The sequence below is a fragment of the Bradyrhizobium huanghuaihaiense genome (assembly GCF_025200885.1).
In the GTDB taxonomy this organism is placed as follows: Bacteria; Pseudomonadota; Alphaproteobacteria; order Rhizobiales; family Xanthobacteraceae; genus Bradyrhizobium; species Bradyrhizobium huanghuaihaiense.
In genome coordinates this window covers 1249847-1273025 of the sequence record NZ_CP104172.1, presented here as the reverse complement: position 1 = coordinate 1273025, position 23179 = coordinate 1249847, and the positions used below count along the sequence as shown (strand labels likewise).

Genomic DNA, 23179 nt, shown 5'->3' with positions numbered 1-23179 from the left:
CGTCGAGGCGAGACGCCGACGGCTACTTAAGGACCATTGCCGTGAACGGCCAGACATAGGCCTGCAACGTCACGAGCACACCGACGAGACAGGCCAGCACGATCGAGTGCCAGAACACGAAGCGCAGGATGGTGCCCTCGTGGCCGTACCAGTTGGTGGCGGTCGAGGCGACCACGATCGACTGCGCATCGATCATCTTGCCCATCACGCCGCCGGAGGAGTTCGCCGCCGCCATCAGCACCGGCGACAGACCTAGCTGCTGGGACGTGATCTTCTGGAGGTTGCCGAACAGAATGTTCGACGACGTATCCGATCCGGTCAGCGCCACACCCAGCCAGCCGAGCAGCGTGCCGAAGAAGGGATAGAGCACGCCGGTTGCGGCGAAGGCGAGACCGAGCGTGGCGTCGACGCCGGACAGCCGCGTCAGCGTGCCGATCGCGAGCATCGCCGAGATCGTGATCAGCGAGATCGCGCACAGGCGGATGGTGCGGCCGTACTCGGTCAGCAGCCGTCCGGGACCGACGCCCATCAGGAAGCCCGAGATGATCGCCGCGATCAGCATGCCGGTGCCGGTGAACGACAGATAGGTGAAGCCGAACACCGCGGCTTCCTTGGTCGGCGCCGGCGCCACCGGCGGCATCTTGTTGATCATCTGGTGCAGCTCGGGCACCGGATAGTTCCAGACGAAGATCGAGTTCGCCCAGGCCTTGAAGGCACCGTTGCCCCAGATCAGCATCACGATGCAGACGATGATCCATGGCAGCAGCGCGCTCCACATCTCGCTCTGCGTCAGCGGCGTCTTGTCCAGCGGTTTTGCCGCCGCCATAGTCGCGGCCGATTCATCATTGCCGCGCAGCGCCGGCGACAGCCAGAGCTGCCTCGGCTGCCAGACCTTCAGGAACAGGATCAGCGCGCCCATCGAGATCAGCGACGCACCGATGTCGACGATCCACGGATTGATGAAGTTCGAGATCACGAATTGCGGGATCGCGAACGACACGCCGGTGACGAGGATCGCCGGCCAGACGTCCTTCATGCCCTTCCAGCCCGCGAACGCCCACACCACCCAGAACGGCACGATCAGAGAGAAGAACGGCAATTGCCGGCCGACCATCGCGCCGAGAATGTAGGGATCGAGCCCGGTGACCGAGGCGAGGCCCTGGATCGGCGTGCCCAGCGCGCCATAGGCGACCGGCGCGGTGTTGGCGATCAGGGACAGGCCGGACGCGGCGAGCGGCGAGAAGCCGAGGCCGATCAGCACGGCGCCGGTGATCGCGACCGGCGTGCCGAAGCCCGAGGCGCCCTCGAAGAACGCGCCGAACGAGAACGCGATCAGCAGCAGTTGCAGCCGCCGGTCCTCGGTGACGCCGCCGACCGCACGCTTGAGCAATTCGAAGCGCCCGGTCGAGACCGTCACCTGATAGAGGAAGATGACGTTGAGGACGATCCAGCCGATCGGGAAGAAGCCGGTCACGATGCCCAGCACCGAAGCGCGGATCGACATGTTCGCCGGCATGGTGAAGACGAAGATCGTGATCAGGTTGGTCACGATCACGGCGATGACGGCCGCGATATGCGCCTGGACGCGGCCGCTCGCGATCAGGACCAGCAGCGTGACGACGGGCACCGCCGCCGCAATCGTCGACAGCACCGGGCTGTTCAGCGGATCATAGATTTGATTCCACATGGTCTTCCTCCCCACGCATGTTTGCGGCAGACGGCCCGCGTGGAGAGCCGAGCCTGCCTTTTCGCTGGAAGCGATAACCCCCGAGCCGGACGCGAATTCCTCGCGGATGCGGCGGTTCCCCTCCGCTCACAAGCTCGCGAAATCCCAGAGCGCCCCGCCCCGCGCCGTCGGGCCCATGCTAGGGTTGCAGGCTGCGACAATCCAACGCAAATTGCAGATCTTGCGACTTTAGTCTAAGCGCGCCCGTTTTCGCCATTGCCTCAAGTCTTTGGCTCAGGGCATTTGTGCACATCCCCTCGAGGAGACAGAGCTCTGTGAACAACATCCGCGCCACGCTCGCGATCGTCTGGCGAATCGCCATGCCCTATTTCCGATCCGAGGACAAATGGGCCGGCCGCGGCCTGCTCGGCGCCGTCATTGCCATGGAGCTGGCGCTGGTGGCGATCGACGTGCTGGTGAACCAATGGCAGAACAGGTTCTACAGCGCTCTGCAGGCGAGCGACTGGGACGCCTTCGTCACGCAGATCTGGATCTTCGTCGCCCTCGCCTCCACCTATATCGCGCTTGCGGTCTACAAGCTGTACCTGAACCAGTGGCTGCAGATCCGCTGGCGGCAATGGCTGACCCGGCACTATCTCGGCGAATGGCTCGAGAACGCCACGCATTACCGTATGCAGCTCAAGGGCGATGCGGCCGATAACCCGGACCAGCGCATCACCGAGGACGTCAAGAACTTCGTCGAGCAGACCTTGACGATTGGGCTCGGCCTGCTCTCCTCGATCGTGACGCTGTTCTCCTTCGTGATCATCCTCTGGGGCCTCTCCAACGCCGCACCGCTGCACCTGTTCGGCACCGATCTCATGATCCCGGGCTATCTGTGCTGGGGCGCGCTGATCTACGCGATCTTCGGCACCGCGCTGACGCACTGGATCGGCAGCCCGCTGGTCAACCTCAATTTCGAGCAGCAGCGCTATGAGGCCGACTTCCGCTTCAACCTCGTCCGTGTCCGCGAGAACTCCGAGCAGATCGCGCTGCTGAGGGGCGAAGGCGCCGAACGCGGCCGGCTGCTGGATCGCTTCGGCTTCGTGATCGGCAACTGGTACGCCATCATGAGCCGGACCAAGCGGCTCACCGCATTCACGGCGAGCTATCAGCAGGCCGCCGTGCTCTTTCCCTATGTGCTGGTGGCACCCGCCTTCTTCGCCAAGAAGATCCAGCTCGGCGACATGATGCAGACCGCATCCGCCTTCTCCAGCGTACAAGGCGCGTTGTCGTTCTTCGTCACGGCTTACCGGTCGCTGGCGGAATGGCGCGCGATCGTCGCACGCCTCGACGGCTTCGAGATGTCGGTCGCCTCCTCCACAAACCTGCCGGCGCATGAGCCTGCGATCGCCCTCAAGGCCGCGGGCGGCCGCCGCATCATCGCCCTCGAGCAGCTGTGCGTGAACCTGCCCAACGGTACGCCGCTGGTTGCCGCCGATGCCTTTGCCATCCAGCCTTCGGAACGCGTGCTGGTGACCGGACCGTCCGGCTCCGGCAAGTCGACGCTGTTCCGAGCCATCGCGGGCATCTGGCCGTTCGGCACCGGTGCCATCCTCGTGCCCGAAAAGGCCAGGCTGATGATGCTGCCGCAGCGTCCCTATTTCCCCGTCGGCAAGCTGCGCGACGCCGTGGTCTATCCGGCAAAGCCTGACACGATCGAGCCCGCTCGTGTGAAGGACACGCTGATTGCGGTCGGGCTGCCCAACCTCGCCGGACGCCTCGACGAGGACGGCCACTGGAACCGGATGCTGTCGCTCGGCGAGCAGCAGCGCCTCGGGCTCGCCCGCGCGCTGCTGCATGCACCCGATTATCTCTTCCTGGACGAGGCCACGGCGTCGCTGGACGAGCCGTCCGAGGCGCGGCTGTACCGGTTGCTGGCGGAGAAGCTGCCGCAGGCCACCATCGTCTCGATCGGCCACCGTTCGACGCTCGATGTCTTCCACACCCGCAAGGTGGCGATGGTGCAGGACGGCGAGATCCACGTCCTCGGCAGCGCCGGCGCGCCGGCCGAGAAGGAGCCGACGGCGGCGCGCTGAGGCGACAGCGGCCGTTCGTCATTGCGAGCGCAGCGAAGCAATCCAGAATCCCTCCGCGGAGACAGCCTGGATTGCTTCGCTGCGCTCGCAATGACGGGATGTGAGGCGTCGGCGCTGCTCCAGCCGCTCGCAGTTCAGACCGCAGAAACGCCTTTGTAGTCTGGCTCTGCGTCTCGGCCTTGAGGCCGACCCGCCTCTCCCCCCAAAAGCAAAAGGGCGGCAGGTTGCCCTGCCGCCCTCGTGAGTAGTCCCGGGAAGAAACTTACTTCAGGTTGGTCATCGCCGTCAGGTCGAACGACAGCTTGGCGATGCCGGCCGCGCCGCACCAGTTGGAGCCGACGCCCGACGGATTGATCGGGGTCACGAAGGTACCGGTCGACGCCGTGATGTTGCCGCGTGCCGAGAAATCGCTGGTGAAGGCGTTACAATCGCCCTTCGACAGGTCGGTGTCGGAGTAGCGCAGATCCAGCGTCATGACCTTGTAGGTGAAGCCGATGCCGATGTTCCAGGTGTTGTAGTCGGCATATTTGATGCCGTTCGGGAAGGCCGGCACGCCGTAGAAGCTGTCGGAGGTGCCGAGCCACTGACGGCCGAACTCACCCGACACATACATGCCGACGCCGCTCGAGCCGAACACCGTGCTGGGCGCGATATACTTGCCGACGATCGAGGTGTAGTTGCCCCAGGCGCCCGAGTTCAGATAGCTCGGGGTGTAGTATTCGTTCACGCCGAACGACCAGTTGTCGTTCACGGTGTAGGTGAACTTGCCGTAGACTTCGAAGAAGCTCAGGTCCTTCTTGATCACGTTGGTGTTGAGCAAGGCCTTCTCGGCGCAGTCGGCGCCCTGGAAGACGCCGGCGTTGTCGATGCCGGTGCCGCCGAAGTAGCAGGTGCCGCCCGGATACAAATAGCCCCACACGCCGATGTCGAAGGCGAACGCACCGAAGGTCGGGCGGATACCGCCGTAGACGTCGATCTCGGCTGCAGCGCGGTTCGGGAAGGAAATGCTCTCACCGGCGACGCCGACATAGAGCTGGAGGTCCTTGGTGACGTTGTAGCGAGGCTCGAAATAGGCCGCGACCGACGGCTTGTGGTTCGATTGGGTGATGCCGCGGAAGATGTAGTCGCTCATGATCGCGCCGCCGAAGGCGATATCCCACGGATCGAAAGCCACCACCGGCGGGGCCTTCTTGGCCTTCACCGCCATGTCTGCCGCGAAAGCCGAACCCGTCGTCACCATTGCCAGCGCCGTTGCCAACAAAGCCACTTTTTTCATTTCGATCCCCATCTACCCGTTCTTAACTTCCCAGTCGGATCCCGGAAGCCCCCCGGGGTCGTGCGACCTGTCTGCAAAATTGCGTTACTGCGACAATCTGGAGCGAGGGATGCGAACGGTGAAGCAAAAAGCGCGGGCATCTGCCGACTTTTTAGGCGTTTTAACGTTTCCGCGAAAGGTTGTCGGCCTGTGTGGCTTCTCGACCACATCATTTGCACTCCAGAGTGCATAAGGGGTGCGTGCAAGTACGGATGCCTTCGGCTCCGTGGTGCCGACGCAACGAATCAACTCTTCCGAAAGAATCGACAGCATCCGCCTCTCATCCGGCGATGCAAAAAGGCCGCAGCGTCGCCGCTGCGGCCTTTCCGGTGTCGATCAGGGCCGGGGGATTGAACCCGGCTTTCGGCCTAGCCCTGTCCCTCGGCCGGCGTCGGTTCCGCAGAAGACGAAGGCATCGCCCAGCTCGTCTCGGCGACGGGCTCGGGCGCCGGAGCTGCCGCCGGCGCTGACGGCTTCGGCGCGGGAGCTGCCTTCGCCTTCTTCGGTGCCGCTTTCTTTGCAGTCTTCTTGGCGGCCTTCTTCGGTGCAGCCGTCTTGGCCGCCGCCTTCTTTGCTGTCTTCTTGGCAGCCTTCTTCGGGGCGGCCTTCTTGGCAGACTTCTTCGCGGACTTCTTGGCTGCCTTCTTCTTCGTCGCCTTCTTCGCGGACTTCTTCGCCGCTACAGCCTTCTTGGCCTTTTTGGCCTTCTTGCTTTTCTTCTTCTTCGCTTTCGCCATCGTGGTCCTCCTGTTGCCGCCGAACAATGGTCGATCGGGCGCCTTCAGTCGTCACCTCGGGAGGAAAGTTCAGGCTCTGAAAGCTCAAACTTGCGCGTTCAGTGCCGGCCGCGACCCGCCCGTAGCCCAATCGAGAAGCTCAATCGTGTGTACGACCGGAACTGACGTGCCACTGGCAATCTGCACCATGCAGCCGATATTGCCCGCGGCAATCATGTCCGGCTTGACGCTTGCGATGTTGGCGACCTTGCGATCGCGCAACCGACCCGCAAGCTCGGGCTGGAGAATGTTGTAGGTCCCCGCCGAGCCGCAACACAAATGGCTCTCGGGTACATCTTTCACCACGAATCCATTCTTGGAAAGCAATTCTTTCGGAAGCCCCGTGATTTTCTGTCCGTGCTGCAACGAACATGCGGAGTGATAGGCGACGACGATGTTGTCTTGCCGTGCAGTCGATTCCAATCCGAGGCCGGCGACGTATTCTGTGATGTCCTTGGCGAGAGCGGACACCTTCGCCGCATCGGCGGCAAGCGCAGCGTCCTCGCGCAGCAGATAGCCATAGTCCTTGATCACCGTGCCGCAGCCGGAGGTCGTCACCAGGATGGCATCGAGCCCCTCGCGGGCCGCCTCCGCGGTCCATGCCGCGACGTTGGCACGCGCCCGCGCCAATGCATCGTGGTCGTTGCCGAGGTGATGGGTCAGCGCGCCGCAGCACTGCTCGTCCCCGACCAGGACGACCTCGATGCCGTGGCGGGTGAGCAGGCTGATGGCGGCCTGGTTGATGCGCGGCGCCAGCACCTGCTGGGCGCAGCCCTGGAGCAGCGCGACCCGGCCGCGCTTCTTGCCGAGGGCTGCGAACACGCTGCCAGGGAGCGGCCCCGGTGACGGCAGCCGGTGTGGGGCCAGCGCCAGCATCGCCTTGATGCGCTGGATCAGGCCGGGCGTGGCCGACGGCCGCGGCGTCGGCAGGAACACGGCGAGCGGACGGGCCAGCCGCGCCAGCACCATGCTGAAGCGAAAACGCTGCGGGTCCGGCAGGACGAAGGCCAGCATTTGGCGCAGCAGCCGCTCGGCCAGCGGCCGCTGATAGCGCTGCTCGATCCTGACCCGGGCCTGGTCGACGAGGTGCATGTAGTTCACACCGGAGGGGCAGGTCGTCATGCAGGCCAGGCACGACAGGCAGCGGTCGACATGCTTGACCACCTCGGCCGTCGGGGTCTGGTCCTTCTCCAGCATCTCCTTGATCAGATAGATGCGGCCACGGGGGCTATCGAGCTCGTCGCCGAGCAGCACATAGGTCGGACAGGTTGCAGTGCAGAAGCCGCAATGGACGCAGGCGCGCAGGATCTTGTCGGCTTCCGCGATATCGGGGTCGGCAAGCTGAGCGAGTGAGAATTCGGTCTTCATGCCGCAGCGCCCCGGCTCAGGCGTCCCCGGTTGAGGATGGTCTTCGGATCGAAACTGGCGCGCACCCGCTCGCTCAGGGCGGCGATGCCGGGCGCCTGCGGATGGAACACGTCGACCTCGCGCCTGACAGCCTCGGCCGCCCGGATCAGCGTGGCGTGACCACCAGCCGCATTCGCGCACGCACGCACGACCGGAGCATGCGCGTCGCCCTTCGGCGGCAATGCGGCCCAGATCAAGCCGCCGCCCCAATCATAGATCACGTCGCCGCCGGTCTCGCGCGCCACTTGCGTCCCGAGCGCCGCACCCGATGCCGGCGGGCAGACGATGCGCCAGACCGGCCAGGCTCCCAGCGCGCCGCCGGCCGCAAACGGCAGTACGTCGCGCAGCGTGGCCCATAGCGCGGACGACGCCGCGTCCTCGATCAGGGTTGCGGTTCCGAAGGGCGCCAGCAGTTCACGCAGCGAGCCGGCGCGGTGGGCGGCGGAGGCGGTGATGCCCTCGAGCCGCAGTACGGTCAGCGCCTCGCCCTGGCCTGCAATGTCGCCAAGCCCGTCGGTCTTAGCCCGGAGCGCCGATTTCGGCAGGTGCGCGGCACCGGAGACGTCAAAGGGTGAGCCCAGCGCCGCGGTCATCGCCTTGTTGGCGACGGCATCATCGAGCCCGCGCAGCAGCAGCGTCCGCTCGGCCTCCGGCTTCGGCATCACCTTCAGCGTGACCTCGGTCATCACCGACAGCGTGCCCCAGGACCCCGCGAGCAGCTTGCAGAGGTCGTAGCCGGTGACGTTCTTCACCACCTTGCCGCCGGTCTTGAAGCTGTCGCCGAAACCGGAGACGGCATGGGCGCCGAGCAGGTGATCGCGCGCCCCGCCCGCCCGGATCCGCCGCGGCCCGGCGAGCCCGGCCGCGATCATGCCGCCGATGGTGCCCAGCGCCGGCGTGCCGAGCAGCGGTGCGGTGTTCATCGGCTCGAAGGCGAATTGCTGGTTCTTGGCATCGATCAGCGACAGCACGTCGGCAAGCGGCGCGCCGGCCTGGAGCGTCACGATCAGCTCGTTGGGCTCGTAGGAGGTGACGGCATTGAGTGCTGAGATGTCGAGCACGGCGTTGGTCGCCATGGCATGGCCGATGCTGCGCTTGGAGCCATGGCCGATGATCTCGAGCGGCTGCTGATTGGCAATCGCCGCGCGCACCACCTCTTCGACGTCTTTGGCGTCTCTGACCCTGAGCGTATCCACGGGAAAAGGCGGTAGCGAAATTCGCCGCCAAAATCAAATGCGGCGTGACGTCAGCGGCCCTCGCCGGCGCGATCGGGATCCTGCGCAATGCCAACGACGCTTCGATCATCATCGATACGTTCACGACATCGACACTTCGATCATCGGCGAACCAAAGCCGGCGGACCATCGCTACAAGTCTGCGCCGATCGCAGTCGCGCCCAACCGATGGAGGCACTCGTCATGAACCACTATGCCACGCAGAAATCTCTCAGCGACGCCGTCGACGGCGGCGGCCTGCTCGTCGTCGCGCAATGGGAGGCCAAGCCGGGCGAGGCCGACAAGGTCGCAGGGATCCTCGACCGCTTCCTGCCGGAGGCGCAACGCGAGGACGGCGTCAAGCTGTTCCTGATCTCGCGGGCTAAGGACAATCCGGCCCAGTTCCTGTTCTACGAGCTGTTCCGCGACGAAGCCGCTTTCAAGGCGCACCAGGAGAGCGCGCATTTCAAGACCTGGATCGCCGGCCAAGCACTGCCATTGCTGGCAAAGCGCGAGCGGGCGCAATACGGGCTGCTGTGAGGGCTCGCGTCTTTCTTCCTTCACCCCTTGCGGGAGAAGGTGGCATAGGCGGCCTTCGGCCGCCGTTCTTAAGAACGCCGAAGCGCAGCTTCGGCTCTGGCGCCGGATGAGGGGTCTCTCTCAGCGAATAAATTCTGCGAGTTTCATGTGCGGAGAGATACCCCTCACCCGTCTCGCCGCTTCGCGGCGAGCCACCCTCTCCCGCAAGCAAGGGGAGAGGGTGCACCGGCACCGTGGCCGTCAGAACCGCGGGATGTCCGGAAACGCCAACTTCCCCGCATGGACATGCATGCGGCCGAGCTCGGCGCAGCGGTGCAGGGTGGGAAACACTTTACCGGGATTGAGCAGGCCCTGCGCATCGAAGGCGCATTTCAGGCGCTGCTGCTGGTTGAGATCGATCTCGGTGAACATGTCGCCCATGAGATCGCGCTTCTCGATGCCGACGCCGTGCTCGCCGGTCAGCACGCCGCCGAACTCGACGCAGGCGCGCAGGATGTCGGCGCCGAAGGCTTCGGCGCGCTCGATCTCGCCGGGCTTGTTGGCATCGTACAGGATCAGCGGATGCAGATTGCCGTCGCCGGCGTGGAACACGTTGGCGCAGCCGAGCTGGTATTTTTCACCGAGCTCGCGGATGCGCGCCAGCGCCTTCGGCAGCGCGCCGCGCGGGATCGTGCCGTCCATGCAGAGATAGTCGGGCGAGATGCGGCCGACGGCCGGGAACGCTGCCTTCCGGCCGGCCCAGAACAGGTTGCGCTCGGCTTCCGAATTGGAGATCTGCAACGTCACCGAGCCGCAGCCTCTTGCGATGCTCTCGACCCGCGTGATCAGCTCGTCGACCTCGATCTTGGGCCCGTCGAGCTCGATGATCAGCAGCGCCTCGACATCGAGCGGATAGCCGGCATGAACGAAGGCTTCCGCGGCGTGGATTGCGGGCTTGTCCATCATCTCCATCCCGCCGGGAATGATGCCGGCGCCGATGATGCGCGCCACGCATTCGCCGGCCGCCTCGACCTGCGCGAATCCAACCATCAGCGCGCGCGCCGTCTCCGGCTTTTGCAGGATGCGCACCGTGATCTCGGTGATGACGCCGAGCAGTCCCTCCGAGCCGGTGATGACGCCCATCAGATCGTAGCCGGCGTTCTCGCACCCCTTGCCGCCGATGCGCAGGATCTCGCCGCTCATCAGGACAATCTCGCAACCGAGCACGTTGTTGGTGGTCATGCCGTATTTCAGGCAATGCACGCCGCCGGAATTCTCCGCGACATTGCCGCCGATCGAGCAGGCGATCTGCGAGGACGGATCGGGCGCGTAATAGAAGCCGGCATGCGCGACCGCCTGGCTGATCGCGAGGTTGGTGACGCCGGGCTCGGTGACGACGACGCGATTGTCGAAATCGATCTCGCGGATGCGCTTGAACTTGCCGAGCCCGAGCAGCACGCCGTCTTCCAGCGGCAGCGCGCCGCCCGACAGCGATGTGCCGGAGCCGCGCGGCACCACCTTGATACCCTGCGCGGCACAATATTTCAGGACGAGCGAGACCTGCTCGGTCGTGTCGGGCAGCACCACGACCATCGGCGGCTGCCGATAGGCAGTCAGCCCGTCGGATTCATAGGCCCGCATCTCGGCGGCGCTGTCGATCACGCCTTCGCCAGGCACGATCGCGCGCAAGGCGGCGACGATCTCGCTGCGACGCGCCAGCACTTTCTGGTCGCTCGCGGGCATCATGATGGCCATATTACGAAGCCTTCGTCCGACGGAGGAAATTGTCCCGGCAAATCAATCATGTCTTGCCGTCTTTGGGTAGGGTCCTCCGAAGGTCGCATTGCTTTGTTGCAGCGCAAGTTCTCTCTGGGGCAAGTCGGCTATCAGGAAACCTGTCAAAGTTTCGCGGCTTGTCCACCTGCATCGGACCTGCCAAAACCACGACCCTCCATCTGACCCGGGAAGAGACGAAGAGCACCCTTATGACAAAACTGACTTTCGGCGCGCTGGTTGCCCTCGCCATGACCGCCGCAGCGTCCACCGCCATATCGTCCAACGCGATGGCGCAGGACGCAGCCGCAGGCAAGACGTCGTTCAACAAGTGCCTGGCGTGCCACGCGATCGGCGAAGGCGCCAAGAACAAGGTCGGCCCCGAGCTGAACGGCCTCAACGGCCGCAAGTCGGGAACTGCGCCGGACTACAGCTATTCGGATGCGAACAAGAATTCCGGCATCACCTGGGACGAGGCGACCTTCAAGGAATACATCAAGGACCCCAAGGCCAAGATCCCCGGCACCAAGATGGCGTTCGCCGGCATCAAGAACGAGACCGAGATCAACAATCTCTGGACCTTCATCTCGCAGTACGACAAGGACGGGAAGATCAAGCAGTAAGCGCGCGAACGGCGGCCGCCGCTCGAAAACGCTTTAGTCGGCGGCCGCCTGCGCCGGGACGATGCTTCCGATCATCGTCTCGATCTCCGTCTTCACCAGATCCGGCACGGCGTTCTGCACCATGTGGCCGAGATCGGGCAGCACGATCAGCTTCGCATTCGGCACCAATGCTGCAAACGGCCGCGCGTGGATGCTGGTTTTCACCGTCTTGTCGGGCTCGCCCGCGATGATCGTGACCGGCGCCTTGATCTCGCCGTAGCGCGCGACCTGCGCGGTCACCGCCTCCTTCAGCGTCACCAGATCATAGGCATTGGCGATGAACTCGCGCGGGCGCAGCAACAGCGGCGTCGCGGAGTCCTGCACGAATCCATCCGGCATAACTTGCGGCAAGAACACGTTGCGAGCGCCGGACTCGGCGACGAAATAGCCGAGCGGCAGCGTGATGGTGTAGGCGAGCAGCGGGCCGACGACGGGCGTTGCGATGAGCTCGTTGTAGCGGCCGACGCCGCCGCGCCAGGGATGGGTGACGGGGGCCAGCATCACGAGGCCGGCGACGCGGGCCGGATGATCGAGCGCGATCCGCGCGCCGAGCGCGCCGCTCCAGGAATGCACGACGAAGATCGCGCGCTCGATCCCGAGCTTTTGAAGCGCCTCGTCGATCATCCGCGCCTGGACCTCCGGCGTCGAATCCTGCCGCCGCGCGCGCGTGCTCCAGCCGTGGCCGGGACGGTCGATCAGGATCACGCGATGGTTCTGGGCGAGGCGGTCACCGAGCGGACGCCGCATCGCTTCGAGGTTGGAGCTCGCGCCGTGCAGCATCACGATCGGCAAGGCAGCCTCGCGCGGGCCGATGTCGACGACGTGAAGCACGGCGCCATCGACCTCGATCATGCGGCCCTGCGGCGGAAAGGCGCGCTGCACGGCGAGGACACCCGCCTGCGTAACCAGCACCAGCAGAACCAGCGCCGTCACGACTGACATCACGATCATGGAGAGAATCCGGGCGATCCAGGGCACTTCACAATTACGAGCGTGGCACGTGGCAGTTTCGCCCCGGGCCCTTCGGCACTTCCACAGAAATTAAGGGGGCTGTGGATATGTCCACAATTGCCAAACAGAAAAAGCAAGTGGAATCAATGATGTTGCCCTGCGACACGCAAGCTTCGGACCAGCTTCATGCGACCGTCATCGCGGCTTCCATATAATCGCCACGGTCGGTTCCGCCATTTAGGCGCGGGTGGGCGCCGATCCTCCTTGCAGCCTTCAGGGATGCGGGAAAGGCCGGCAGGATTTGTCCTGGTTTGAACCGGAGGATTTTCGATGAGCTTCAGATCGAATGACACTGCGATCGACGAAATCGTCGCGAGCTGCAATGGCGACCTGCGCGGGGCCGTGCGGGCGCTGCTGCTGATCAACGAGCATCTCGAGGCGGAGCTTGCCAAGGCCTACGCCGCGGCCGCCGATCGCGGCCTCGCCGAGCGCGGCGGCAGCGTCCTGCATTAGTCCTGGTTGGTACTGTCCTCGGCCTTTTCGTCGTCGGCGGCGGGTGCGGGACAGGCGCGAATCGTAGAGCGGGCAAGCTTGGCATCGGCCCTGGACTTGTAGGGACCGTCGCCGAACCAGATATCGCCGATGATGACCGGATTGCTGGTCACGATGTCGCATCTGCCGGTGGCGCGGTTGCCGACCACCCAGAACAGTCCGTCGGCAAAACTCATCGTTCCCGACGCGAGCAGCAAGCTACCCGCAAAGATCAAACGCTTCATGGCTGTGCTCCTGCGCTGCAGGTAAGCCTGCGGCGGCGGCGGCAATAGCCCTCAAAACGCCGCGCTTGCGATCGTGGTTAATCGGCAGGCGCTGCATTCCCTCAAGAACTGATCGAGTTCGAGGCTAGATGTCGCGGCCTTCGACCTTCTCGGTCAGCGCCTTGACCTGGTCGGGGATCTTCTCGAGGTGCGGATTGACGGCGAGCGCCTTGCGATAGGCCTCGAGCGCACGCTTCTCGTCGCCGACCTCCTGCATGATCATCCCGAGGCCTGCGAGCGCGCCGAAATGGCGGGGCTCGCGGATCAGCACCTCGCGGATGTCGGCGAGCGAGCGGCCGTAATCGTTCTGCATGTAATAGAGCGTGGCGCGGCGGTTCCAGGCCTCGATGTAATCGGGCCTGAGCTTGATCACCGAATCCAGCAGCTTGATCGCGATTTCAATCTTCTGCGCGTCGACCGCGGTCTTGGCCCGGGACATCAGAAGCGCCGCGGTGTCGCTCGGGGTCTGGAGCCAGATCGCCCAGATCCGCGCCTCGACATGCTTGGCGCTGGCCTCATCGGGCGCCGCCTTCAGCGCGCCGAACAGGAAATCGAGGTTCTTGCTGCGATCGACCTTGGGCAGCTTGGGCGGCGCCTCCGGCAGCTTCTTCTGCTTGCCGGGCGGGCTCGGCGGCTCAATCTGCTGCGCCAGCGCCGGAGCAAGGCCAGTGGCGCCCAGAACGAGAGCCAGGCACAGCGTGCGCACGAAAGGGAATCTCACTGCCATGGTGAAAGTCTAAACGCGCAAAGCCGCCCTTGCAAAGCAAAGGCGGCGTCAAACTCGTGTGAGACCGTGGTCTTGCGGGGCGCGCGAAGGCGACCGCGAGGGCAATCAGCCGCTCAGCTCAGCCCTGGCGAGCCTTGAAGCGGCGCTGCACCTTGTTGATCACATAGACCCGGCCCTTGCGGCGGACCAGGCGGTTGGCGCGATGGCGACCGCGCAGCGATTTCAGCGAGTTACGGACCTTCATGGCAGAATCCTGAACGTTCGAAAGGCCGTGTTCGGCACTACCGTTTCGGCACGCGCGAATGTGGCAAAATGAGATCTTTCCCGCTGGCGGACCGACCGCCCGGGACGGGGCGGTTCTTAAGGCATGGCGGGAGGTCATGTCAATGTTAACTGCCCGGTTCCGAACCGGCAATTTCGCGAAAACAACCCCATGCACAGTAGAAGCGGCCGGATCGGCCCGATTTCCTCGTCAGAGGCCAAGCACAGCAACGACTTTTGCGGGCTGCGGTTTTGCTTCCAGCAACGCCTTGCCAAATTCGTTATATCATATAATCAATTTGGCAACCCGTCGGGAGGAAACCAATGCCGAAGCTGAAGCTGCCCAATATCGACGATGTCGTCGCCATCGATATCCACACCCATGCCGAGGAGCCCTGCGGCTGCCATCCCGATGACGGCTACGACGACTTCCAGGCGCAGATGGCGGAGTACTTCAAGTCGCCGAACAAGCATCCGCCGACGGTGCCGGAGACCGCGGCCTATTATCGCTCCAAGAACATCGCCGCGGTGATCTTCCCTGTTGATGCCGAGCGCGAGACCGGCTTCCGCCGCTACAACAATTACGAGATGATCGAGGCCGCCTCCGATCATCTCGACGTCCTCATCCCGTTCGTCTCGATCGATCCGCACAAGGGCAAGCTTGGCGCGCGCGAGGCGCGCAAGCTGATCGAGGAATACGGCGTGCGCGGCTTCAAATTCCATCCGACCATGCAGGGCTTCTACGCCAACGACCGCATGGCCTATCCGCTCTACGAAGAGATCAACAACGGCGGCGCGATCGCGCTGTTCCACACCGGCCAGACCGGCGTCGGCTCGGGCATGCCGGGCGGCATGGGCATGCGGCTGAAATATTCCAACCCGATGTACATGGACGACGTCGCGGCCGATTTTCCCGACCTCAAGATCATCCTCGCCCATCCCTCCTTCCCTTGGCAGGAAGAGGCGCTGTCGGTCGCGACCCACAAGCCGAACGTCTACATCGACCTCTCGGGCTGGTCGCCAAAGTACTTCCCGCCGATCCTGGTGCGCTACATCAACTCGATCCTGCAGGACAAGATGCTGTTCGGCTCGGACTGGCCGGTGATCACGCCGGACCGCTGGCTGTCGGACTTCGCCAAGATCGACATCCGCGACGAGATCCGGCCGAAAGTGCTGAAGGCCAACGCGCGCAAGCTGCTTGGGATCTAGCGCGTGGGCTCATTAGCGAGCTCCCGGCCATAGCCGGGTGAATGTAAGCTGGACAAAGGCAAGGTCGTTCGCAGCAAGCCCATCGCAGCGCGTTGCAATCCGACGACCTTGCTTGATGTGGCTGAAGCGCGCTCGCCCCGGTTGCGGGCGCGATAGAGATGAGGACTGAAGCCGATCGGATTGTTGCGACGTCGGCGACCCCCCGCCGTTCGGAGAGGTCGCTCTCCAATTCTTGTCAGAATCCCATCGATTTCATCGGCCTTCCAGCGTCGCTCGCGCGACTGAGCTCTTGCACTATCGCCGGGAGCCTCTGTTTGAAACTTTCGAAATTCTGGAAGATGTCCTCTTCAGACAAGAGATCCGGAACAATATGCAGAGCCTTGAGCTGGTCGATCTGATCTCGAGGAAGTCCGACGAGGAACACCTTCAGCCCGGCGGCTTCCAGGTCAACCAGCACATCCTGGAGCGCGTAGATTCCGGATTGATCCATATAGGTGACGCGCTCCATCCGCAGCACCAGCATCTTTCCGTCCGCCGCCCGCTCGGCAATTCGCCGAAACGCATAGACAAAACCAAAGAACAATGGTCCGTTGACGTGTTTGATCAGCAGCCCTTGCTTCAGCGCATCCGGAATCTCGAGTTCATCCTGCCACAGTTCGTCCTCGACCAGCGTCAGGGTCGTGCTCTGTTCCATCGTGCGCGCGATCTTGGTCATGAAGATCAGGGACGCAAGCACGGCGCCAGTGCCGACCGCCGTGATCAGATCTGTGAAGATCGTCAGCACAACCACGATCAGCATGGTCCATGTGTCGCCACGCGGCGCGCGGAACAAATGACCGAGGCTGCGATAGTCGATGATGCTCAACCCGGCGCTGACCAGAATTCCCGACAGGACGGCATGCGGAATGTACCGCACCACGCTCGACAGGCCGAGGAGAACGGCGAGCAGGAAAAGACCGTGGATCACGCCCGAGGAGCGATGCCGTCCGCCGGCGCGAACATTGATGGCGGTTCGCATGAAGGCGCCCGCGCCCGGAATGCCGCCGAACAGCGCCGCCCCGATGTTGCCAGCGCCCTGCCCGATGAGTTCTCGATTGCTGTCGTGATGCGTCCTCGTCATGTTGTCGGCGGCGAGCGACGTCGTCAAAGCATCGATCGCGCCCAGGAATGCTAGTTGAAACGCGGTGACAAAAACAAACCTGAGATCGGCGATCTTGAGCTGGGGCAGGACAAAATCCGGCAGCCCTTTGGGAATGTCTCCGATCGTCGGCGCCGAAAGACCCAAAGCCACGGCCAGGCCCGTCAGCAAAATCAGTGCGACAAGAGACGGTGGCACGGCCGAGAAAAACCTTGGGAGAAGAAATGATATCGCGACAGTCGCTGCCGCAAGCAGGACGGCATCGAGGCGCGCACCTTGCGTGAGAGCGCCCAAGGATTTCAGGATTTCGGCCGGACTGGACGACGGCGACTGCAGGCCCGCTATCGGGAAAATCTGCTGAATGATGATGATGATCCCGATGCCGGTCATCAGGCCTGAGATCGCCGGATATGGCAGGAAGCGAATGTAATTTCCGAGCCGTGCGACCCCGAAGGCGACTTGCAACGCACCTGCGAGACAGAAAATTCCGACGACCGGCGCAAGCTGCAGCGTCCCGTCGGATGACGTGTTCGCCGCGACAATGCTCGCCGCAATGAGCGTCATGGGTGCCGTCGGTCCGGATATCTGGACAGGTGTGCCTCCCACCACCGCGGCGACGATGCCCAGGATGATTCCGCCGTATAGTCCAGCGGCCGGCCCTAATCCCGAGGCAACCCCGAACGCAAGGCAAAGCGGCAAGGCGACGATGCCGGCTGTTATGCCGCCGAAAATATCACCACGCGTGACCGCGAACCCTGACAATACCCCCCCTTTCCACCCCCGGACAGAGCCGGCGAGTTCACTCTCGCGAGCGGTATGGAATCAATCAGGCATCCGGAATGTAAGGCAACGCAGATTTGTGGGCACAAAGCCGCAGTTTGCCGTCCTTGCAGAGGCGGAAGACGAATGTTTTGTCGACCATGATCTCATTCCCCTCATAGTCGACCGCATAGACGTTGCCCATCGTGATGGCGATCAATCCGTGAATCTGAATGCCATTTTCGGCGGCGTTGTTGTCATACCAGGCGCGCGCCCAAGGCTTTAAGGCAAAACCCTTGTCATTGGGAAAATCGGGATCGCCGCCGATGAAGTATGACAGCGCTCCCTTCGCTGTGCTGCGAAATGTGTGAGGGCCGTGAGCCAATGTTGGTTTGAAGAACACGACACCGTCCCGATAGTCGTACAGCTCACCGATCAAGGCTGTTGCCGTCGCCCGAACATCTCCTGATGTTCTGTAGACTTTTCCAATCTCGACCAGACCATCGCACCACGCCTGTTGAGCCGCATTCACTTGAGCTTCTGTAATGGCCATGGGTCTCTCCACTGAGGGCGGCACGGGAGAATAGCGCACCCTATGCTCTCGCTTTGGCCGGACTCATTCAAGAGAACAGTACGGGCTTGTGGCCCGCGGCAACGTATTGCGATGCAAACGGGCAGGACCAGTGCCGGAGCAGGTTGCCACAGCGGGCAGGCCCGTCGACGACGGAGCCAAGGTCGTTCGCTTAGGACGGTCGCCCTTGGCACGCGACATCCTTTGGGGAAGAATGCAACACGCGGAAGTCGCCTCACCAACTGCATCAGATGGAGCCGACCATGCATCGCCCACCTTTGCGACTTCTAATCTGCGCGGCCCTCGTGCTCGGCCTGCAAGGCTGCGGTGAGAAAGACCGAGGGGCCGCCGAGCGGCCCGTGCGGGGGCTTCGCGCCGTCAAGGTTTCCGCGACGGCCGAAAGCCGCGTTCGCCGTTTCCCCACCGTCCTGCAGCCGGCAGACGTGAGCAGCCTCTCGTTCGAGATTGCGGGCCAAGTGAAGGCCGTCACGCTCACCGTCGGCCAGAAAGTGCAGTTGGGCGAGGTGCTCGCAGAAATCGATCCGCGCTCGCTGCAGACGCAGGTCGAGCAGGCCAGCGCCGGCGTGCAGCAGGCCCAGGCGCTGGCCGACAATGCGGAAGCGGATTTCCAGCGCAAGGACGAACTGCTCAAGAAGGGCGTCACGACCCAGGCGATCTACGATCAATCCAGGGCCACTCTCTTGAGCTCCAGAGCCCAACTCGACCAGGCCAAACGCCAGCTCGAGCTTGCAGACCACAACCTCGACCGGAGCAAGCTTGTCGCGCCGTTCCCCGGCACGGTTGCGCGGGTCGACGTCAAATCCTTTGCACAAGTTACAGCCGGCCAACCGATCCTCACCTTGTACAGCGATGACCGCTTCGACATGTCGTTTCTGGCGCCGTCACCGACATTTCAAAGCCTGACGGTCGGCCAGCCGGTATCCGTCAAGATCGCCGACATGCCCGACCTTTCGCTCAAAGGCGAGATCAAGGAACTCGGCTCGAAAGCGGAGCAGGTCTCCGCATTCCCCGTTGTCGTACACCTCGATAACAACGTCGCCGGGTTGAACGCGGGCATGTCGGTCGAAGTCACGATCGAAGAGCCGGTGACCAGTGGATCAAGCGGCTTCCTGCTGCCGCTCAGCGTTCTTGCGCCCGAGGGCGGAAAGGAGCTGCAGGGCACTGCGACCATCTTCCTCTATGACGGCCAAAGCTCGATCGTCAAAAAGCACAACATCACCGTTGGCGGCGTTCGCGACAATCGCCTGATCGTCACCGGGGGTCTCGGCGCGGGCGACATCGTCGCATCCGCGGGCGTTTCCTATCTGGCCGACGGACAGAAAGTAAAGCTCCTCCCCGTGCAGGAGTAGGTACCGTGAATCTCCTCACGCTATTTGGCCTTGCGCGGTCGCGGTTCACCATCACCGTCATGATCTGCCTGCTGCTCGCCGGGATCGTTCTCTATCCGAATTTTCCAAAGCGCGAGGACCCGGTCATCGTCATCCGCACCGCGGTGGTGTCGGCGCTTTTCCCCGGCATGGCGCCGGAGCGCATGGAAAATCTGGTTGCCATCCCGATCGAGCGCAAAATCCGCGAGCTCGCCGACGTCAAGGACATCAGGACACTCGCCACCGAAGGGGCACTAACGATTTACGTGGACCTGAAGGACGAGGTCGGCAACGTCAACGCGGCCTGGCAGCGGCTTCGCGACAAGATGGGCGACGTCAAGGTCGAGCTGCCAGACGGCGTGATCGGTCCATTCGTCAACAGCGACTTTGGCGATGTCGCCATTGCGACGATCGCAATCACTGGCGAGGGCTTTTCCCCGCGCGAAATGAAGGATGTGGCGGAGGATTTTCGCAAGAAGCTCTATCAGCTCCCGGGAATCTCCAAGATCGATCTCTTGGGTGTCCAGGACGAGCGGGTCTGGCTGGAGCTGGACACGCGAAAGCTTGCCGCGGTCGGCGTTCAGGTGAACGCCCTGATCAAGGACCTCCAGGGTCAAAACGTCGTGTTACCATCCGGAGCCATCAATGCCGATGGCACGCGCCTGCTGCTCGAGACCTCGGGCGACTTTCCGAGCGTGCGGGCGATCGAGACGATGCTGACGAAGGTCGGCACAGGCGACAATTTGGTGCGGCTCGCCGACCTCGTGACCGTTCACCGCAGCTATGCCTCGCCCAAGATCAAGCCGGCCTACCTCAACGGACGGCCCGCGGTGGTGCTCAGCGTGGTCATGCAGCCCGATCAGGACGTCACGCAGCTCGGCCGCAGTTTGCGTGTAGCCGCGCGCGACTACGAGCGGCAGCTTCCGATAGGATATGCGATCGACTTTGCGACCTACCAGGCCGAGCAGGTCCGCGCGTCCGTCAACTCGGCGCTGTCGAACGTGGGACAGACCTTCATCGTCGTTGCAGCGCTGGTGGTCTTGTTTCTGGGCCTGCGCGCAGGGGTGATTGCGGCGATGATCGTCCCGTCCGCCGTGATGTTCGCGCTCATCGGCATGCGCGTGCTCGGGCTCGCGCTCGAGCAGGTCTCGATCGCCGCCATCATCATCGCGCTTGGTCTCCTGGTCGACAATGGCGTGGTCATGGTTGAGGACATCGTCAGCCGGATTGACCGCGGAATGCCGGCTCAGGCCGCGGGTCTTGCGGCGGGCGAGCAGTATGCCTTTCCACTGCTGATATCGTCGATCACGACGATTGCGGCCTTCTTGCCGCTATTCCTTCTCCCGGGATCATCCGGTGAATATGCGTTCTCGCTCGCGGCGGTCGTCGCCCTGACGCTGGCCGGCTCCTGGATTTCCGCACTCTACATCCTGCCGGCGCTTACGGTTTGGTTCATCGGCCGCGGGCGTTCTCCCGGCAACGAAGAGACCTCGCCGTCACGGCTGCAGCGTCTCTACGGCGCGATGTTGCAGTCGGCCCTCCGCTTCTCGCCCGTCGTGTTGGTCGGATGCATCGTCCTGGTCGTGTTGTCGCTGACCCAGTTCGGCCGGCTGCCGAAACAAATGTTTCCGCTGAGCGAGCGCAATCAGTTTCTCATCTATATGAACATGCCCGACGGAACGGACATCTCGCAGACCGAAGCGCGTGCGCTGGAAATTTCGAAATGGCTCGGAGCGAGGGCGCAAAATCCGGAGATCACGAGCAGCACTCTTTATGTCGGAGATGGCGGTCCCCGGTTCTATCTCACGCTGACACCCGTGGCGCCTGACCCGGCTTCAGCGTTCTTCCTGGTGAACACCAGTGACTATCGGAACGCGGTCAAAGCAGCAGACCGTGCCTGGAACTATCTCTATGCCAACCACCCGGAGGCCCGGTTCAAGATCAAACGGCTGGCGATGGGCTCGGTGGAATCGGGCATCGTCGAAGTGGAGATTTCGGGACCCGACGGTGACCGGCTGCTGGCGCTCAGCCAGAAGGTGAGATCGCTCTTTCAGGCCGCTCCCGGGATCCGCGACAATGAGGACGATTGGGGAAACAAGCTGATCAAAGTGGTGATCGATATCGACCAGCATCGCGCGCGCCAGCTCGGAATAACCTCGGAGGAAATCACCCAGCTCCTCAATACCTATTTCAGCGGAGCCGCGGTGTCGATCTATCGCGAAGGCGATAACCTCATTCCGATCGTGCTCCGGGCCACCGCCCATACCTCCGAGAGCCTGGAAGGCCTTACCAGCGCGACCTTTGCGAAAAATGGGATCCTCATTCCACTTGCGCAGATCGCGAGGCTGAAGCCCGGCTTCGATGTTGCGCGAATCCGCCGCAAGAATCAGGAACGGACCATTACGGTCACGGCGCGCAGCGCGTCATTGACGGCCGGGCCACTCCTTGATTCCATTCGCCCCGCCTTGCAGTCGCTCGACTTCAGCGGCGGATATCACATCGATATCGCCGGCGAGATCCAGAAGAGCGCGGAAACCAACCAGAAGCTCATCGCGGGATTTCCCGCAGCCCTCGGCGTGATGATCCTTGCGATCATCCTGCAATTCAACTCCTTCCGCCGCACGCTTCTGACGTTCATCACCATACCGCTGATCCTGATTGGCATTCCCTTCGGCCTGCTCGCGGCCGGACAACCGCTCTCGTTCTTCGGCACGCTCGGCATCATCAGCCTTTCCGGCATCATCATCAACAACGCGATCGTGCTCATCGATCAGATCGACATCGAGCGCGAGAAGCTGGATTTGCGCGGCGCAATTGTCGCGGCGTCGGAGAAGCGCTTGCGTCCGATCCTGTTGACGTCAGCGACCACGGTTCTGGGGTTGGCACCGATGGCGATTGCCGGTGGCGCGCTATGGCAGCCGATGGCGGTGCTGATGATGTCGGGACTCGCGATCGCTTCGCTGTTGACCTTGTTCTTCGTGCCGGCCGGATACTTCCTGCTGTTTCGGTTCGAGAAGAACGTCTGACGCAGGCCGCAAGATCAGCAGACATGCCCGAAATTCATGCGTACGCGCCCTAGTCGGATCGTCATTGCAGCTGCGCATTGAGGGCTTCGATCCGTTGACCGAAGCCCTCACGCTCACTCAGACTTGCGCCAGGCCGCCATCGACGAAGACCTCGCCGCCGGTCATGAAGCTGCTGTCCGAGGACGCCAGGAACGCGGCCACCGCCCCTGTCTCGGAGGGGTCGCCCACACGCCCGATGGGCGTGGCGCCTCCGAGCGCATTGAACGCTTCCTCGCCGACGACCTCCAGTGCCAGCTCCGTTTTGGTCGGCCCCGGAGACAGCACATTGACGCGGATGCCGGTGCCGCGCAGGTCCTGCGCCCAGCTGCGGGCCAGATTGCGAATCGCAGCCTTGGTTGCGCTGTAGATGCTGAACTGCGGCGTCCCCATCACCCCCGTGCTCGAGCCGGTGAGAATGATCGACGCCCCCTTCGTCATCAGCGGCAGGGCCTTCTGCACCGTGAACACCAGTCCCTTCACGTTGACGTCGAAGATCTGATCGTAGTGCTCGGGTGTGATCTCACCGAGCGGCGCAAACGATCCGGTCCCGGCGTTGGCAAAGAGAATATCGAGCCCGCCCCGCTCGGCTTTCACCGCCGCGTACAGCCTGTCAAGGTCGGACAGATCGGTCACCGAGCCCCTGACGGCGCGCGCCGAGGGCCCCAGTTGTGCAACGGCGGCATCGAGCGGCTCCTGCCGCCGCCCGAAGAGATAGACGAACGCGCCTTCGTCGACGAACCGCTTCGCCGCTCCAAGCCCGATGCCGGTTCCACCACCCGTCACCACCGCCGTCTTGCCTTGTAGTCTGCTCATGATGTGCTCCTTCATTGAGGTTGCACTGAGCTGGCGGCGTACCCACCTATC

The 23179-nt window shown here is 63.3% G+C and carries 20 protein-coding genes; 7 read left to right on the top strand and 13 right to left on the bottom strand.

The window, feature by feature from the left end:
- Positions 1–22 precede the first annotated feature (22 nt).
- Positions 23–1687, bottom strand: a complete 1665-nt coding sequence (locus N2603_RS05960) for an L-lactate permease (RefSeq protein ID WP_260388041.1) — start codon at positions 1685–1687, stop codon at positions 23–25.
- A gap of 314 nt (positions 1688–2001) precedes the next feature.
- Here N2603_RS05960 and N2603_RS05955 point away from each other — a divergent pair, with 314 nt between their 5' ends.
- Complete coding sequence (locus N2603_RS05955) at positions 2002–3765, top strand: ABC transporter ATP-binding protein/permease (RefSeq protein WP_260388040.1); 1764 nt, start codon at positions 2002–2004, stop codon at positions 3763–3765.
- A gap of 262 nt (positions 3766–4027) precedes the next feature.
- Here N2603_RS05955 and N2603_RS05950 read toward each other — a convergent pair whose 3' ends face one another.
- The 4 genes from N2603_RS05950 to N2603_RS05935 form a co-directional block, all read right to left on the bottom strand.
- The gene (locus N2603_RS05950) at positions 4028–5041 is read right to left on the bottom strand and encodes a TorF family putative porin (protein ID WP_260388039.1); all 1014 of its coding nucleotides are present in this window, start codon (positions 5039–5041) and stop codon (positions 4028–4030) included.
- 407 nt (positions 5042–5448) lie between these two features.
- Entirely contained in the window at positions 5449–5817 is a 369-nt protein-coding gene (locus tag N2603_RS05945) for a histone (protein ID WP_260388038.1), read from the bottom strand.
- Between the two features lie 84 nt (positions 5818–5901).
- Positions 5902–7224 carry a glycolate oxidase subunit GlcF gene (glcF, locus tag N2603_RS05940; protein ID WP_260388037.1) on the bottom strand — a complete coding sequence of 441 codons (1323 nt, stop codon included), beginning with the start codon at positions 7222–7224 and terminating at the stop codon, positions 5902–5904.
- Positions 7221–8459, bottom strand: coding sequence for an FAD-binding protein (locus tag N2603_RS05935; RefSeq protein WP_260388036.1), 1239 nt, complete (start codon positions 8457–8459; stop codon positions 7221–7223). Before N2603_RS05935 ends, glcF begins: the two co-directional genes overlap by 4 nt.
- A gap of 222 nt (positions 8460–8681) precedes the next feature.
- Here N2603_RS05935 and N2603_RS05930 point away from each other — a divergent pair, with 222 nt between their 5' ends.
- Positions 8682–9017: a putative quinol monooxygenase gene (locus N2603_RS05930; RefSeq protein WP_026312900.1), complete on the top strand. Its 336-nt coding sequence runs from the start codon at positions 8682–8684 to the stop codon at positions 9015–9017.
- A 240-nt stretch (positions 9018–9257) separates the two neighbouring features.
- Here the strand turns inward: N2603_RS05930 and N2603_RS05925 are convergent, their stop codons facing one another.
- Positions 9258–10751: an FAD-linked oxidase C-terminal domain-containing protein gene (locus tag N2603_RS05925; protein WP_260388035.1), complete on the bottom strand. Its 1494-nt coding sequence runs from the start codon at positions 10749–10751 to the stop codon at positions 9258–9260.
- Between the two features lie 230 nt (positions 10752–10981).
- On the opposite strand from N2603_RS05925, the gene cycA reads away from it, so the two are divergent.
- Positions 10982–11392: a cytochrome c-550 CycA gene (gene cycA, locus N2603_RS05920; protein WP_018648438.1), complete on the top strand. Its 411-nt coding sequence runs from the start codon at positions 10982–10984 to the stop codon at positions 11390–11392.
- A 33-nt stretch (positions 11393–11425) separates the two neighbouring features.
- Here the strand turns inward: cycA and N2603_RS05915 are convergent, their stop codons facing one another.
- Positions 11426–12382, bottom strand: coding sequence for an alpha/beta fold hydrolase (locus N2603_RS05915; protein WP_260388034.1), 957 nt, complete (start codon positions 12380–12382; stop codon positions 11426–11428).
- A gap of 330 nt (positions 12383–12712) precedes the next feature.
- On the opposite strand from N2603_RS05915, the gene N2603_RS05910 reads away from it, so the two are divergent.
- Positions 12713–12895 (top strand): hypothetical protein, encoded by a 183-nt coding sequence (locus N2603_RS05910; protein WP_018648440.1) that lies wholly within the window; start codon positions 12713–12715, stop codon positions 12893–12895.
- Here N2603_RS05910 and N2603_RS05905 read toward each other — a convergent pair.
- The 3 genes from N2603_RS05905 to ykgO form a co-directional block, all read right to left on the bottom strand.
- Positions 12892–13158 carry a hypothetical protein gene (locus N2603_RS05905; protein WP_260388033.1) on the bottom strand — a complete coding sequence of 89 codons (267 nt, stop codon included), beginning with the start codon at positions 13156–13158 and terminating at the stop codon, positions 12892–12894. The two genes, N2603_RS05910 and N2603_RS05905, sit on opposite strands and share 4 nt — an antisense overlap.
- A 124-nt stretch (positions 13159–13282) precedes the next feature.
- Positions 13283–13924 (bottom strand): tetratricopeptide repeat protein, encoded by a 642-nt coding sequence (locus N2603_RS05900; protein ID WP_260388032.1) that lies wholly within the window; start codon positions 13922–13924, stop codon positions 13283–13285.
- 118 nt (positions 13925–14042) lie between these two features.
- Positions 14043–14168 (bottom strand): type B 50S ribosomal protein L36, encoded by a 126-nt coding sequence (ykgO, locus tag N2603_RS05895; protein WP_006611362.1) that lies wholly within the window; start codon positions 14166–14168, stop codon positions 14043–14045.
- A 341-nt stretch (positions 14169–14509) separates the two neighbouring features.
- Here ykgO and N2603_RS05890 point away from each other — a divergent pair, with 341 nt between their 5' ends.
- Positions 14510–15394 carry a 4-hydroxyphenyl-beta-ketoacyl-CoA hydrolase gene (locus N2603_RS05890; protein ID WP_018648443.1) on the top strand — a complete coding sequence of 295 codons (885 nt, stop codon included), beginning with the start codon at positions 14510–14512 and terminating at the stop codon, positions 15392–15394.
- 235 nt (positions 15395–15629) lie between these two features.
- Here the strand turns inward: N2603_RS05890 and N2603_RS05880 are convergent, their stop codons facing one another.
- The gene (locus N2603_RS05880; protein WP_260388031.1) at positions 15630–17294 is read right to left on the bottom strand and encodes a SulP family inorganic anion transporter; all 1665 of its coding nucleotides are present in this window, start codon (positions 17292–17294) and stop codon (positions 15630–15632) included.
- Positions 17295–17358: 64 nt separating this feature from the next.
- A complete protein-coding gene (locus tag N2603_RS05875) occupies positions 17359–17844 on the bottom strand; it encodes a phosphoribosyl-AMP cyclohydrolase (RefSeq protein ID WP_260388030.1) in 486 nt (161 codons plus the stop codon).
- A 323-nt stretch (positions 17845–18167) separates the two neighbouring features.
- On the opposite strand from N2603_RS05875, the gene N2603_RS05870 reads away from it, so the two are divergent.
- Together N2603_RS05870 and N2603_RS05865 are read left to right on the top strand one after the other, a co-directional pair.
- Positions 18168–19232 carry an efflux RND transporter periplasmic adaptor subunit gene (locus N2603_RS05870; RefSeq protein ID WP_260388029.1) on the top strand — a complete coding sequence of 355 codons (1065 nt, stop codon included), beginning with the start codon at positions 18168–18170 and terminating at the stop codon, positions 19230–19232.
- A 5-nt stretch (positions 19233–19237) separates the two neighbouring features.
- The gene (locus N2603_RS05865) at positions 19238–22276 is read left to right on the top strand and encodes an efflux RND transporter permease subunit (RefSeq protein ID WP_260388028.1); all 3039 of its coding nucleotides are present in this window, start codon (positions 19238–19240) and stop codon (positions 22274–22276) included.
- A gap of 117 nt (positions 22277–22393) precedes the next feature.
- Here the strand turns inward: N2603_RS05865 and N2603_RS05860 are convergent, their stop codons facing one another.
- A complete protein-coding gene (locus N2603_RS05860) occupies positions 22394–23128 on the bottom strand; it encodes an SDR family NAD(P)-dependent oxidoreductase (RefSeq protein ID WP_260424155.1) in 735 nt (244 codons plus the stop codon).
- Positions 23129–23179: the final 51 nt, after the last annotated feature.